The organism is Neisseria flavescens, assembly GCF_001618065.1.
GTDB lineage: Bacteria > Pseudomonadota > Gammaproteobacteria > Burkholderiales > Neisseriaceae > Neisseria > Neisseria flavescens_A.
Genome location: NZ_LAEI01000033.1, coordinates 1 through 14636 on the forward strand (window position 1 = coordinate 1; position 14636 = coordinate 14636).

Genomic DNA, 14636 nt, shown 5'->3' on the forward strand with positions numbered 1-14636 from the left:
CCCCCGGGTTTTTTACCGGGGTACCGTTTACCGGGGTCCCGTTAACGGGTTTTAACCCCGTTTTTAACGGGTTTAGGGACCCGTAACGGAAACCCGTACGGGTAAAAAAAAACCGTTAACCCGGGGTACTTAACCCCGGGGTTACCCCGTAAAAAATTTTACGGTAAAGTTACGGTACCGTAAAACGTTAGGTAAAAATTTAACGGTAAAAAAGTACCTTTAGGGTCCGTAAATTTTTAGGGTATACGTTTTAAATTATTTAATACGTTCTAAAGGTCCGTACTGTAAAAATATTTACCTAGTACGGTACCTAGATTTTTAAATTTATTCTTTAATTTAATAAAACCTGTAACAATAGGGTTCCTATTTAATAACCAGAGGAGAAATAAAATGACTACGTACTAAAGAAAACCTGGCGAATTCCAGGTCCTAGTTAGGTCCTTGTGTTAGGCTTTAGACATTGACAACTTGGTTGCTCAGTCTGATTAACGGCGGCTTTTTTACTGCTCAAGAGGGTGTCGGCTTAGTTTTGGCATGGCTCTCGCCTTTGGTGGTATCGCCCAAGTTATTGCTGGTATGTTTGAGTTCAAGAAAGGCAATACGTTTGGCTTTACCGCTTTTATCAGCTATGGCGCATTCTGGTGGACATGGGCTTTGTTTACCATCTTTTTCAAAGGTGAAACCGCTCCGGCATTTATCGGCTGGTATCTTTGCGCATGGGGTATGTTTTCGCTGATGATGTTTGTGGCTACCTTGACCAAGCCTAAAGTATTGAGCGGTATTTTCTTTTGCTTGACACTGACTTTCTTTGCACTGGGTATTGGCGATGGCATGGAAAATCATAGCATCGTCCATATCGGCGGTTGCTTAGGCTTGGTAACTGCACTTGGTGCGTTCTACTTGGCAGCGGCAGAGGTCATCAACGAATCTTTCGGCCGTACTGTTTTGCCGGTTGGTGAGCGTAAATAAGCTTAACCATACAAAATGCCGTCTGAACGGTGGAAATGAAATCAAAGATTTCGACCGCAATGTTCAGACGGCATTTTTTATTTATCTTCAAATAAATCGACATCAAATAAATCCGGCTCTTTGATACGCTCCCGACAATCAAGCTTGATGTCTTCAGTAACCTGGCAGCAGCACGGCAAAATTTCTCCAGGCGCTATAAAAGCGAGCGGAAAATTATCATAAGACACTTTCCCATCCAAGATTTTGACCCGGCATGAACCGCAATAGCCGCTGCGACATTGGTATTCAACCTCGTGTCCGGTGCGCTCTAAGCCCTCCAATAAGGTTTCACCTTGTTGGAGTTGGAAGGTTTTGTCGTGTGTGCTAATGAGTGCCATATGATTTGTTTGGATTGGAAAGGCCGTCTGAAACGGTGTAAAGACGAAATCAAAGATTTCTGCCACACCGTTCAGACGGCCTTGATCATAAAACCGAATGTTCGATTACAGCTCGAAATCGCCCAAATCGTCGGCATTGACTTCCGAATCAATCTGACCAATCAGGTAAGAGGAAATTTCCACTTCCTGCGGCGCAACCTGTACATTGTCAGAAGACAGCCATGCGTTGATCCAAGGAATCGGATTTTGGGTCGCACCTTCAAATCCGGCAGGAAGGCCAACCGCCTGCATACGCAGATTGGTAATGTATTCAACGTATTGAGCCAAAATTTCTTTGTTCAGGCCAATCATTGAGCCGTCTTTAAACAGATAGGCCGCCCATTCTTTTTCCTGCTCAGCTGCTTTTTTGAAGAGGTTGAAACACTCGTCCTGCAATTCATTCGCAATTTCAGCCATTTCAGGATCATCGGCACCGGCACGCATCAGGTTGAGCATATGCTGGGTGCTGGTTAAATGCAGGGCTTCGTCACGGGCAATCAGCTTGATGATTTTGGCGTTGCCTTCCATCAATTCGCGCTCGGCAAAGGCGAACGAACAGGCGAATGAAACGTAAAAGCGGATGGCTTCCAATACATTGACGCACATCAGGCAGAGATAGAGCTTTTTCTTCAACTCGCGCAAAGACACGGTAACAAGCTTGCCACCAACATTGTGCGAACCTTCACCCAACAGATTGTAATACTGAGTGTATTCAATCAAATCATCGTAATAGCAGGCAATGTCTTCAGCACGGGCGATGATGTATTTGTTTTGCACAATATCATCGAACACGACTGAAGGATCATTCACGATATTACGGATGATATGAGTGTAGCTGCGTGAGTGGATGGTTTCGCTGAAGCTCCACGTTTCAATCCACGTTTCCAGCTCGGGAATAGACACCAAAGGCAAGAACGCAACATTCGGGCTGCGGCCTTGGATCGAATCGAGCAGGGTTTGGTATTTCAGATTGCTGATGAAAATATGTTTTTCGTGTTCGGGCAGATTGGCGTAGTCGATACGGTCGCGCGACACGTCGATTTCTTCCGGACGCCAGAAGAAAGATAATTGTTTTTCGATCAGTTTTTCAAATACTTCGTATTTCTGCTGGTCATAACGGGCGACATTTACCGGCTGACCAAAAAACATCGGCTCTTTCAGCGCGTCGTTTTTGGTTTTGGAAAAGGTACTGTATGACATAGTTAAATGTTCACAAGACATTTATTCTGAATCCTTGTCTTTAAAGGTTTTGACAGTTTGTAGGAAATTTTTATTACACAAAATATTTTTGACCTGTTTAACCGAATAAATTAATACAGTCGCAATTAAAAATGTTACGTCTTTATTACGCCTTAGACTATCAATAATCGAAGGAATATCCATAAAACTCATATGCTTATAATGAAGAATATCCTCCCCAAGAAGCCTAAACTTTAATTACAGACTTCTTGAAGAAGTTCTGTTAATAAAAATCCAGGTCCTTAAATCTTACAAGCCCCGCCCACGCAACCATCATCTTGAATATCGGTTTGAGTATCGTCCGCACCATCGCGGGTGTTATGGTAGTACAGGGTTTTGACACCGTATTTATAGGCGGTAAGTAGGTCTTTCAGCATTTGTTTCATGGAAACTTTGCTGCCTTCAAATTTGTTCGGGTCGTAGGCGGTATTGGCAGAAATCGATTGATCGACGAATTTTTGCATTACGCCGACAAGTTTCAGGTAGCCTTCGTTGCCGGGAAGCTGCCACAGGGTTTCGTAGGCATCTTTCAGGGTTTCAAATTCCGGTACGACTTGTTTCAAAATACCGTCTTTCGATGCTTTAACCGTTACCAATCCGCGTGGCGGCTCGATGCCGTTGGTGGCGTTGGCAATTTGCGAGCTGGTTTCAGACGGCATGAGTGCGGTCAGGGTAGAGTTGCGCAGGCCGTATTTGACGATGTCGGCGCGCAGGCTTTCCCAGTCGTAATGCAAAGGCTCGTTGCACACGGCGTCCAAGTCTTTTTTGTAGGTGTCGATAGGCAGTTTGCCTTGCGAGTAAACGGTTTGGTTGAACAGCGGGCATGCGCCGTATTCTTTGGCAAGGTTTACCGATGCTTTGAGCAGGTAATACTGCATGGCTTCAAAGGTGCGGTGAGTCAGGCCGAGGGCGGAGTCGTCGCTATAACGTACGCCGTTTTTCGCCAGATAGTAGGCGTAGTTGATGACGCCGATGCCGAGTGTGCGGCGGTTCATGGTTGCGGTGCGTGCGGCTGCAACCGGATAGTCTTGATAATCCAACAGGGCATCAAGTGCGCGTACGGTCAAATCGGCAAGCTCTTCCAGTTCGTCCAAGTTGTTCAATGCGCCCAAGTTGAAGGCGGACAAGGTACACAAGGCAATTTCGCCGTTCGGATCGTTGATGTTGTCCAAAGGTTTGGTCGGCAGGGCGATTTCCATGCACAAGTTGGACTGATGAACAGGCGCAACGCGTGGATCAAACGGGCTGTGCGTGTTGCAGTGGTCAACGTTTTGGATGTAGATACGACCGGTACCGGCGCGTTCCTGCATCAGAGTGGAGAACAATTCTGTTGCCGGCAAAGTACGTTTGCGGATGTTTGGATCTTGCTCGTATTGAGTGTAGAGGCGTTCGAATTCGTCTTGGTCGGCGAAGAAGGCATCATACAAACCCGGAACTTCATTCGGCGAGAACAGGGTAATGTTGCCGCCTTTAATCAAACGGGTGTACAGCAGGCGGTTGATTTGTACGCCGTAGTCCAGTTGGCGGATACGGTTGTCTTCTACGCCGCGGTTGTTTTTCAATACCAACAGGCTTTCGGCTTCAATGTGCCACAATGGGTAGAACAAGGTTGCCGCGCCGCCGCGTACGCCGCCTTGCGAGCAGGATTTAACGGCCGCTTGGAACATTTTGAAGAATGGGATACAGCCGGTGTGTTGTGCTTCGCCGCCACGGATTTCGCTGCCCAAGCCACGGATACGGCCGGCATTGATGCCGATGCCTGCGCGTTGGGAAACGTATTTTACAATCGCGCTGGTGGTGGCATTGATGGAGTCGAGGCTGTCGTCGCATTCAATCAATACGCAGCTTGAGAATTGACGGGTAGGCGTACGCACGCCGCTCATGATAGGTGTAGGCAGCGATACTTTGAATGTGGAAACGGCATCGTAAAAGCGTTTGACGTAATCCAAACGGGTCTCTTTCGGATATTTGCTGAAGAGACACATGGCCACCAAAATATATAAGAACTGAGGTGTTTCATAAATTTGGCGGGTAACGCGGTTTTGAACCAGATATTTGCCTTCCAGCTGTTTTACGGCTGCATAAGAGAAGGTCATATCGCGGCTGTGGTCGATATAGGCATTCAGCTCGTCGAATTCTTCGCGGCTGTAATCTGCGATGATGTGGCGGTCGTATTTACCTGCTTCGGTCAGTTTTTTAACGTGATCGTAGAGGTGGGGCGGTTCGAATTCGCCATAAGCGATTTTACGCAGATGGAAAATGGCGAGGCGGGCGGCCAGATATTGATAATCAGGCGTATCTTGTGAGATCAGGTCGGCCGCGGCCTTGATGATGGTTTCATGGATGTCGTCGGTACGGATACCGTTGTAAAACTGAATATGTGATTTGAGCTCGACTTGCGATACGGAGACGTTTTGTAAGCCTTCCGCCGCCCAAGTAACAACACGGTGGATTTTGTCTAAATTGATATCTTCCAAGCGTCCGTCGCGTTTGGTTACTTTAATATTCGTTGCTGCATTCATTGTTCAGTCTTCCCATTAAAAAACACAAGATACGGTATGTGATTGCTTTGAACGGCACAATATAATGTATTTTTCTTTATTTAACTAGACTTGACAATGCGCTTTTTTCGGGGTGTGGATTAGGGGATGGGAGGCTTAAACTAGATTTTATGTGGCTTTGTGGCGATTTGGCATTATTTTGCGTTTGCATCATATTTTGCCAGACATTGGCTAGAGGCTTATGAAATAAAGAAATTTATATTCAGGTTTCGTCTAAATGGAAGGAGTGTTAAATTTTGCAAAGCAAGTAGTATGATGTAGTAATTAACCACATTTTTGTCATGTAAAAAATGGGCGTTTTGCCGGTGCCCTGGCGAAACATATAATGGAAAAACTATTTAGGAGGCGAATCATGTTAATGTTGAAAAATTTAGGTTCCGCACTGACGGCGGTTGCCGTATTGAGCTTGGGTGCTTATTCTGCCGAAGCGGCGGCCAAACCGCATGGCCATCATGTGAGCAAACACCAGTATGTGAAGAAAAACAAATTGCATCCTGCTTGTAAGAGATACCTTGAGCGCCGTGCCACTTGGTATCGCTACAAAGGCAACAAGGCCGAATTGAGGGAAAACCGTAAAGCGGCAAAAGCGTTCCGCGGTTTGCCTTATGCCGAGCAAAAAATTCAATGCCAAGCTGCTTATCAGGCATTTGATGATTTTGACCACGGCAAATTCCGCCGCCGTTAATCGTCTGATTTGAACAAAGGCCGTCTGAATGTTTCAGACGGCCTTTGATATTTATTTCTCAACAATGATTTTGTTTTCGGCTTGAGGCTCGTATTGGGTGGATTCATCACCGTAATACAATACGCCCAGCTTGATGGGGATGCGGCCTTGCGATTTGCGGTGGGCATTGGAATCGCGCAGGGAGTAGGCGCAACCGCAGTATTCTTGTTGGTAGAAATGCTCGCGTTTGCTGATTTCAATCATGCGTGCGCTGCCACCGCCTTTGCGCCAGTTGAAATCCCAATAAACCAAGTCATCGTACGGTTCGGCAGCGCGATGGCCGCAGCCGTTGATCTGTTTCATGTCTTTCCAGCGCGAAATGCCCAGTGAGCTGGTGAAGACATGGAAGCCGTTTTCATGGGCATATTGAGCCGCTTTTTCAAAACGCATATCGAAACACATGGTGCAGCGGATACCGCGTTCGGGTTCGAATTCCATGCCTTTGGCTTTGGCGAACCATTCTTTACGGTCGTTTTCGTAGTCGTCGTCTTTATCGACAAAAGGAATGCCGAATTTGTCCGCAAAGCGCATGTTTTCTTCTTTGCGCAACATGTATTCTTTGAGCGGATGGATGTTGGGGTTGTAGAAGTAGATGGTGTAGTCGATGCCGCTGGCGAGCATGGCTTCCATGACTTCGCCGCTGCAAGGGGCGCAGCAGGAATGCAGCAGGACTTTTTTATGGCCGCCGGGCGGAACGAGAATAGGGCGGTCAATATCGGTAACGATGGGAGTTTTTAATTCGGTCATGGTTGGATTCTATTTATTGTTAAGTGTTTCAGACGGCCTTGGGTATCGGGTCCGTCTGAAATATAAAATGAAGCATATATTTTAACAGAGCTGCACTTTATGGAACAGTTTGCTACTGCTTTTCTTTTTCGTTCAATGGCTTGAATTCTTGCGCATCAGGAGGCGGGGCTGCGAAGATGATGTCTGGATTGGGGTGCGCCGCAAACTCTGCCAGCAGGTTGCGATAGTCCAGCGACTGTTTCATCAGCTCGGCGGCGGCGGTGCGCAGATTGTCCACGTCTTCCGGCGGTAGATAGAAACTGGTCGGGATATTCAATACCTTGTCCCTCAGCTGGGATGGCGGAAGGTCTTTGAGATTCAGGCTGACGAAAGAGAAATAGATGTTTTCATTCTGCTTGTCTTTATTCCATTGGTCGACAAAAGCCCTGAAGCGGCGCAAAGATTCTTGCGAATGTTGGTCGATCGGGATATTTACGATGGCGGAAACGACATCGCGGAAGCCGGGTACGGCCGCGCTTTTATCCAAATCGCTGCTGACTTCGTTTTGGGCATTGACGTTGATAACGACAATATGGCGGATTTTGTTTTGTTTGATTTTATGCGTCAGAATTTTTTCCGGATACATCTCCGTCATGTCCAAAAGGCTGCGCATGCCCAGATTGTCGGTCAAGCCGCCGTCGATAAGGTGGATGTAGGGACGGTTTTTACTGTCGCTGTATTTTTGGAAACGCTCGAAAAATTCTTTTCGGGTTTGCAGTTGTTTTTTACCGGATTCGCTGTCGGAGACAAGTTGCAACGGCGGCGTGTATTGGCAATGACCGCCGTTGTTATTGAGCGTAATCGGTGCAAACACCATAGGCACGGAGCTTGAAGCTGCGACGGCGCGGGCAAGTCGCAAGTCGCCCAAGTCGATACACATCGGGTCGAAATATTCCTGCGTGAAATTGAAACGCTCGCCTATGCCCATATCGGTGGCGGAAATGATGGCAAACGGGCCCTTGGCATTTTTTTCCAAATCGCGGAAAGTGGTTTTGCCGAAAAGGTAGTTTTCAAACTGCTCCTGCAACAGATCGCCGCGTCCGTATTCAGGCGAGGCCAGTCGGGGCAGGTTGGACATGGAGAATGCCTGTTTGACGACTTGGCGTTGGAAGTTTTGGTGTAGGAAACGTTTATAAAACAAGGGAATGGTTTCTTCGCCCTTGAGTGCAAAATAAGCCGCTAAAACCGAGCCGCCGGATACGCCGACCACCACATCGACATTCGACATCAGAGATTGTTTTTTGCCGCCTATGGTAATCTGTTGCTTATGAAGCTGCTCCAACACGCCATAACCCAAGGCCGCCGCGCGCGTACCGCCGCCGGAGAACATCAATACAATAAGCGTATCGTCTTCGTCGTTGTGCTGAAGCCGGCTGGTTTCAAAGCGGTAGCCACGTTGCAGGTTGACCGTATCAATACCGGCAAGAGGCTGATATTTCACCAGCGAGCAGGCGGATAATAGGGCTGCGGAGAGCAGGGAAAGGGCAGATTTAAAAGGGAATTTCGGCATAAACACAGGAAAGTCGGTTGTTCATTCAAAACGGATTATAAAGGTTTTCAGACGGCCTTTATAGAAGGTAGACTTTCAGACAGCCTTTTTGTGTCGATTTTCCGTTATAATCGACACAATCTTTATCTTTCCAAACCCTTATGGCGCAACCAAACCGCATCAACCACGAACCTATCTTTCTGCTTGCCTCCGCCCCGTGGCGCGAGAGCAGCTTGTGGGTGGAGGCTTTCAGCCGCCGTTATGGGCGGGTGGCTTTGTTGGCCAGAAGCGCGCGCAAACGGCAGAGCGAATTGCGCGGCGTGTTGGTGCCGTTTGTACCGGTGAGCGCATCTTGGTATGGCTCGCAAGAGTTGAAGACCCTGCATCGCGCCGAATGGATAGGCGGTTGGCCGCAGCCGCAGGGCAGGGCTTTGTTCAGCGGATTGTATGTGAACGAGCTGATGCTGAAGTTGACCGTCCGTGAAGACCCGTTGCCTGAGCTATACGATGTTTTAGCAGAAACCATGAAAACCATTTGTTGCGAGGCCAACCATATTGCCGCTTTGCGCCGTTTTGAATGGACGTTGTTGACACGCTTGGGTTTTGCCCCCGATTTGTTTCATGATGGCAACGGCAATGAAATCAACGGCGAAGAAACATATTGGCTCACGCCTGAAGAGGCCGTGGTGCCTTTGGTCGAGGCCGACCGTTTCCATGCGCTCAATAAGGGCGTGGCCGTATTGGGCGCGACTTTAATCGATTTGAGGGAAGGCAGTTTCGTTCATCAGGAAAGCCTCGGTCAGGCTTTGAAAGTGACACGGCTTTTGATTGACAACCTTCTACCCGAGGGCATCAAGTCTCGGCAGGTTTTGCAGCAGTTGCAGCAGTTTGGCTTAGGCAGTTGAACTTTTTCAGACGGCCTTTGATAGGTAATGACTCAGGCCGTCTGAAACCTTAAAGAAAGGACATTATTATGTTGTTAGGCGTAAACATCGACCATATTGCCACCGTCCGCAATGCGCGCGGTACGATTTATCCCAGCCCTGTCGAAGCGGCGCTGATTGCAGAAACCCACGGTGCTGATTTGATTACCATGCACTTGCGTGAAGACCGCCGCCATATTAAAGATGCGGACGTGTTTGCCGTTAAAAACGCCATCCGCACGCGCCTGAATTTGGAAATGGCGCTGACGGAAGAAATGCTGGAAAACGCGCTCAACGTCATGCCGGAAGATGTGTGCCTCGTGCCTGAAAAACGTCAAGAAGTGACCACCGAAGGCGGTTTGGACGTATTGGCGCAACAGGATAAAGTAGCCGAGTTCACTAAAATCCTGACCGACGCAGGCATCCGCGTGTCCTTGTTTATCGATGCCGACAACGCGCAAATCCAGGCCGCTTATGATGTCGGCGCGCCCGTTATCGAATTGCACACCGGTGCATATGCCGATGCGCACAGCCACGCCGAGCAAATGAAACAATTCGAGCGCATTCAAAACGGTGCGCATTACGCCAGCGATTTGGGTTTGGTCGTCAACGCCGGACACGGCCTGACCATTCACAATGTTACGCCGATCGCTCAAATTCTCGCCATCCGCGAGTTGAACATCGGCCATTCGCTGATTTCCCAAGCACTCTTCCTCGGCCTGCCTGAAGCTGTCCGTCAGATGAAGGAAGTCATGTTCAGAGCAAGAATGCTGCCTTAACGGCATCAGCCATACAGGCTAAAGCGGTTTGCTTTGGCCGGTATCCACACTTTCAGACGGCCTGACTATTTTTAAACAAGGAGCAGACCCATGATTTACGGAATAGGTACAGACATTGTTTCCCTCAAACGCATTATCCGCCTGAACAAAAAATTCGGACTGGCATTTGCGCAACGCATTCTCAGCCCGGAAGAGCTGTTGGAGTTTCCGCAGGCAGGCAAACCGGTCAACTATCTTGCCAAACGCTTTGCCGCCAAAGAGGCTTTTGCCAAAGCCGTCGGTACGGGCATACGCGGAGTGGTGTCTTTCCGCAATATCGGTGTCGGACATGACGCATTGGGCAAACCTGAATTGTTTTTTGCGCCGGTTTTGACCAAATGGCTGGAAGAACAGGGCATCCGAAGCTGCCATCTCAGTATGAGCGATGAAGAGGATACCGTTATGGCTTTTGTCATTGCGGAAAAATAAGGCCGGATTTAAGTATTCTGAAAGATAAAATCCTTTTCAGACGACCTGAAGGGTTAGATATTTGTTGAAAGTCGGGCGTATGGGCCCGACATCGTTTTTTTACGCATAAATCGGCAGGTGTCGCCGCCTGCCGCGTATAAGAATAAGCTCATGATGACTGAAGACACACGTCCATTGGTACAAGTGGTTGCCGGAATTTTGCTCGACAAAAACGGCCACTACCTGCTCAGTTCGCGCCCGGAGGGCAAACCGTATGCCGGCTATTGGGAATTTGCCGGCGGCAAGGTTGAGGCAGGCGAAAGCGATTTTCAAGCCTTGCAGCGCGAGTTTGAAGAAGAACTCGGCATCCGTATCCTTGCCGCTACGCCGTGGCTGACCAAAGTCCATTCCTACGAACACGCACATGTACGCCTGCATTTTTTATGGGTGGAAGCCGACCAATGGACGGGAGAAATCCAATCGAGGGAAGGGCAGAAATGGGCATGGCAAAAGGCAGGGGATTTTACCGTTGCGCCGATGTTGCCTGCCAATAGCGCATTATTACGTTCCCTCTCTATTCCGCGCCAGCTTCAAGGCCGTCTGAAAAGCGGCTTGAGCGGTCAAAACAGCATGGGCGAATATCATGTTGTGCCGTATCTGTCGGCTCAGCATCAAACCGCATCTGCCGTATTGCTGGATTTTGCCGATTGGCAACAAGGCAAGCCGATAGAAGCATCCAGCGTGTGGCCAATCATTGAAAATGCCGAACAATGGCAGCAGGTGCAAAATGCGGATGCTGTAGTATGGAAAGTAGCGAATGAAGCGGCTGCCGGGCAAGTTATGGATATTTTGGCACAAGGCGTGGCGATGCCGCTGATTGTGGCAGCTCCGGAAAGTATGGTTTCCATTTATCGCGAACAGTGGCGGAGCATGGGTGCGCACGCCGTTTTGACCGATAATGACATTAAGGCCGTCTGAAATGAGTAAAAATCAAAAGCTTCTGATTGCCGCTGTTTTACTGATTGTGTTCGCGGCGGCCAAACTGCTGCTCTTGGATTGGTGGCAGCGGCAACAGACAAAAGCGAATGTAGTCGAATGTAGTCTAACACAAGGCTGCGTCCTGCCTGACGGTTCAAAAGTGCGAGCGACCTCCATCAATACACACGAACCTTTCGATATTGTGGTTGAGAATGTGCCGAAGAATACGGGCGCGGTCAGTATCAGTTTCAGTATGAAAAACATGGATATGGGCTTCAATCGCTACAACCTGACGCAACAATCGCCACAAAGTTGGCAGGCTGCGCAAATCCGCTTGCCGTTTTGCGTCGAAGGCCGCCATGATTACACTGCCGACATTACCATTGGCAAACAGACTTTTCAGACGGCATTTAGTGCAGAGTAGTCATCATGCAAAGGCCGTCTGAAAATTTAAAGGCAAAAATTTTAATTTTTTTAGACGGCATATTTAAAAGTTCTTTATAAATGAATCAATTATAAATTATTTTTAGACAGATTGTTTACAATTATTCTGACTATCAGCCAAAAACACAAAACGGACAGAAGCTAGGCCACACAAGGGTTTGATGTGGTACAGCCTGTCCGTTTTTTACATTTGTTGTGAAAAAATCGTTTATTAATAACTGAATTTTTTATAATTTTTTTGAAAAAAGTGTTTGACAAGACCGGTTTTATTTTTTAAATTTGTTTCCATAAATAAAAACTACATCGCACTACAAAGGAACATCATCATGAATCTGTATCAAACCACTCTCTCTTGTTATAGATTTTCTCCCGTCTCTGCCGCTCCCGTCGTCGCCAGCTTATTGGCAGTCCCGACGGTCTGAAGGCTCTCGACCCGAATCCAGTTTCCGTATTCCTACAAACGCTTCGGGTTTTAAAATATCTGTATCCCCAACAGCCATTCATATATTGATTAATAAAATTAAAAAACGTACGCCTCCGCTTCAGCCTTATTGTATTTATTGGTTTTGATAACTATTTGTATTTATTGATTTTAAATTTTCAGATGGTTGATGATTGAAATTTTACAGGCCGTCTGAAAACAGTTTTTAGAACGATTGTTTCTTTTTAAACGGGTCGTTTCAAGTTGTAAAAAAACGAGCCGTCCGATTAATACTGAAAAAAAGTCTATAAAGGAGAAATATGATGAGTCAACACTCTGCCGGAGCACGTTTCCGCCAAGCCGTGAAAGAATCAAACCCTCTTGCCGTCGTCGGTTGCGTCAATGCTTACTTTGCACGATTGGCCACCCAAAGCGGTTTCAAAGCAATCTATCTGTCTGGCGGCGGCGTGGCAGCCTGCTCTTGCGGTATCCCTGATTTGGGCATCACCACAATGGAAGATGTGCTGATCGACGCGCGACGCATTACGGACAACGTAGATACCCCTTTGCTGGTGGACATCGATGTAGGTTGGGGCGGTGCATTCAATATTGCCCGTGCTATTCGTAACTTTGAACGCGCTGGTGTTGCAGCGGTTCATATCGAAGATCAGGTAGCGCAAAAACGCTGCGGCCACCGTCCGAACAAAGCCATCGTTTCTAAAGATGAAATGGTCGACCGTATCAAAGCTGCCGTAGATGCACGCGTTGATGAAAACTTTGTGATTATGGCGCGTACCGATGCGCTGGCGGTAGAAGGTTTGGATGCCGCTATCGAACGCGCTCAGGCTTGTGTCGAAGCCGGTGCAGACATGATTTTCCCTGAAGCCATGACCGATTTGAAAATGTACCGCCAATTTGCAGATGCAGTGAAAGTACCTGTATTGGCCAACATTACCGAGTTTGGTTCCACTCCGCTTTATACCCAAAGCGAGCTGGCTGAAAACGGCGTGTCGCTGGTTCTGTATCCGCTGTCATCGTTCCGCGCAGCAAGCAAAGCCGCTCTGAATGTTTATGAAGCGATTATGCGCGATGGCACTCAGGCCGCAGTGGTTGACACTATGCAAACCCGTGCCGAGCTGTACGAGCATCTGAACTATCATGCCTTCGAGCAAAAACTGGATAAATTGTTTCAAAAATAAGTAACCGCTTTCAGACGGCCTTTCAACAAATCCGCATCGGCCGTCTGAAAAATAAATCCCATAAAAATACAAAGGAGAAATACCATGACTGAAACTACTCAAACCCCGACTTTCAAACCTAAAAAATCCGTTGCGCTTTCTGGAGTTGCGGCCGGTAATACCGAATTGTGTACCGTTGGCCGTACCGGCAACGATTTGAGCTATCGCGGTTACGACATTCTGGATTTGGCACAAAAATGCGAGTTTGAAGAAGTCGCCCACCTGCTGATTCACGGCCATCTGCCCAATAAATTCGAGCTGGCTGCTTATAAAACCAAACTCAAATCCATGCGCGGTCTGCCTATCCGTGTGATCAAAGTTTTGGAAAGCCTGCCTGCACATACCCATCCGATGGACGTGATGCGTACCGGCGTATCCATGCTGGGCTGCGTTCATCCCGAACGTGAAAGCCATCCGGAAAGTGAAGCGCGCGACATCGCCGACAAACTGATCGCCAGCCTCGGCAGCATCCTGCTGTACTGGTATCAATATTCGCACAACGGCAAACGCATTGAAGTTGAAAGCGACGAAGAGACCATCGGCGGTCATTTCCTGCACCTGTTGCACGGCAAACGTCCAAGCGAATCACACATCAAAGCCATGCACGTTTCACTGATTCTGTATGCGGAACATGAATTCAACGCCTCCACCTTCACCGCCCGCGTGATTGCCGGTACGGGTTCGGATATGTATTCCTGCATCACCGGCGCCATCGGCGCGTTGAAAGGTCCGAAACACGGCGGCGCAAACGAAGTGGCTTACGATATTCAAAAACGCTACCGCAATGCCGACGAAGCCGAAGCCGACATCCGCGAACGCATCGGTCGCAAAGAAATCGTGATCGGTTTCGGTCATCCGGTGTACACCATCTCCGACCCTCGCAACGTTGTCATTAAAGAAGTGGCACGCGGTTTGAGCAAAGAAACCGGCGATATGCGCCTCTTTGACATTGCCGAACGCTTGGAAAGCGTGATGTGGGAAGAGAAAAAAATGTTCCCGAATCTGGACTGGTTCTCCGCTGTTTCCTACCAAAAATTGGGCGTACCGACCGCTATGTTCACACCGCTGTTCGTAATTTCCCGTACAACCGGTTGGAGCGCACACGTTCTCGAGCAACGCAAAGACGGCAAAATCATCCGTCCGAGCGCAAACTACACAGGCCCTGAAGATTTGGCATTCGTGGAGATTGAAAACCGCTAATACGCGTAACAGCAGGGTGGGC

At 48.2% G+C, this 14636-nt stretch carries 14 protein-coding genes; 9 read left to right on the top strand and 5 right to left on the bottom strand.

Features of this window, described 5'->3' with window-relative positions:
- Positions 1–534 precede the first annotated feature (534 nt).
- Positions 535–969 carry an acetate uptake transporter gene (locus TW89_RS04500; RefSeq protein ID WP_283114505.1) on the top strand — a complete coding sequence of 145 codons (435 nt, stop codon included), beginning with the start codon at positions 535–537 and terminating at the stop codon, positions 967–969.
- Between the two features lie 77 nt (positions 970–1046).
- Here TW89_RS04500 and yfaE read toward each other — a convergent pair whose 3' ends face one another.
- The 3 genes from yfaE to nrdA form a co-directional block, all read right to left on the bottom strand.
- A complete protein-coding gene (yfaE, locus tag TW89_RS04505; protein ID WP_128580688.1) occupies positions 1047–1346 on the bottom strand; it encodes a class I ribonucleotide reductase maintenance protein YfaE in 300 nt (99 codons plus the stop codon).
- A 105-nt stretch (positions 1347–1451) separates the two neighbouring features.
- Entirely contained in the window at positions 1452–2585 is a 1134-nt protein-coding gene (gene nrdB, locus TW89_RS04510) for a class Ia ribonucleoside-diphosphate reductase subunit beta (protein ID WP_004520359.1), read from the bottom strand.
- A gap of 281 nt (positions 2586–2866) precedes the next feature.
- Complete coding sequence (gene nrdA, locus TW89_RS04515; RefSeq protein WP_128580673.1) at positions 2867–5146, bottom strand: class 1a ribonucleoside-diphosphate reductase subunit alpha; 2280 nt, start codon at positions 5144–5146, stop codon at positions 2867–2869.
- A gap of 391 nt (positions 5147–5537) precedes the next feature.
- On the opposite strand from nrdA, the gene TW89_RS04520 reads away from it, so the two are divergent.
- Positions 5538–5870, top strand: a complete 333-nt coding sequence (locus tag TW89_RS04520; RefSeq protein ID WP_128580674.1) for a stress response protein — start codon at positions 5538–5540, stop codon at positions 5868–5870.
- 51 nt (positions 5871–5921) lie between these two features.
- Here the strand turns inward: TW89_RS04520 and TW89_RS04525 are convergent, their stop codons facing one another.
- Together TW89_RS04525 and TW89_RS04530 are read right to left on the bottom strand one after the other, a co-directional pair.
- Positions 5922–6656: an epoxyqueuosine reductase QueH gene (locus tag TW89_RS04525; RefSeq protein ID WP_128580675.1), complete on the bottom strand. Its 735-nt coding sequence runs from the start codon at positions 6654–6656 to the stop codon at positions 5922–5924.
- Positions 6657–6768: 112 nt separating this feature from the next.
- Positions 6769–8205, bottom strand: coding sequence for a patatin-like phospholipase family protein (locus TW89_RS04530; protein WP_128580676.1), 1437 nt, complete (start codon positions 8203–8205; stop codon positions 6769–6771).
- A 140-nt stretch (positions 8206–8345) separates the two neighbouring features.
- Between TW89_RS04530 and recO the strand changes: the two genes are divergently transcribed.
- The 7 genes from recO to prpC all read left to right on the top strand — a co-directional run bounded on the left by recO (position 8346) and on the right by prpC (position 14614).
- Entirely contained in the window at positions 8346–9089 is a 744-nt protein-coding gene (recO, locus tag TW89_RS04535) for a DNA repair protein RecO (RefSeq protein WP_128580677.1), read from the top strand.
- Positions 9090–9157: 68 nt separating this feature from the next.
- On the top strand, positions 9158–9886 hold the full coding sequence (gene pdxJ, locus TW89_RS04540) for a pyridoxine 5'-phosphate synthase (RefSeq protein WP_070589100.1): 729 nt from the start codon (positions 9158–9160) through the stop codon (positions 9884–9886).
- Positions 9887–9976: 90 nt separating this feature from the next.
- On the top strand, positions 9977–10354 hold the full coding sequence (acpS, locus tag TW89_RS04545; RefSeq protein WP_107769052.1) for a holo-ACP synthase: 378 nt from the start codon (positions 9977–9979) through the stop codon (positions 10352–10354).
- A 153-nt stretch (positions 10355–10507) separates the two neighbouring features.
- A complete protein-coding gene (locus tag TW89_RS04550; RefSeq protein WP_225522179.1) occupies positions 10508–11311 on the top strand; it encodes an NUDIX domain-containing protein in 804 nt (267 codons plus the stop codon).
- A 1-nt stretch (position 11312) separates the two neighbouring features.
- Positions 11313–11735 (top strand): hypothetical protein, encoded by a 423-nt coding sequence (locus tag TW89_RS04555; RefSeq protein WP_107697316.1) that lies wholly within the window; start codon positions 11313–11315, stop codon positions 11733–11735.
- Between the two features lie 764 nt (positions 11736–12499).
- Positions 12500–13375: a methylisocitrate lyase gene (gene prpB / locus TW89_RS04560; protein WP_164836696.1), complete on the top strand. Its 876-nt coding sequence runs from the start codon at positions 12500–12502 to the stop codon at positions 13373–13375.
- A gap of 84 nt (positions 13376–13459) precedes the next feature.
- A complete protein-coding gene (gene prpC, locus TW89_RS04565; protein ID WP_070583901.1) occupies positions 13460–14614 on the top strand; it encodes a bifunctional 2-methylcitrate synthase/citrate synthase in 1155 nt (384 codons plus the stop codon).
- The last annotated feature ends 22 nt before the right edge of the window (positions 14615–14636 follow it).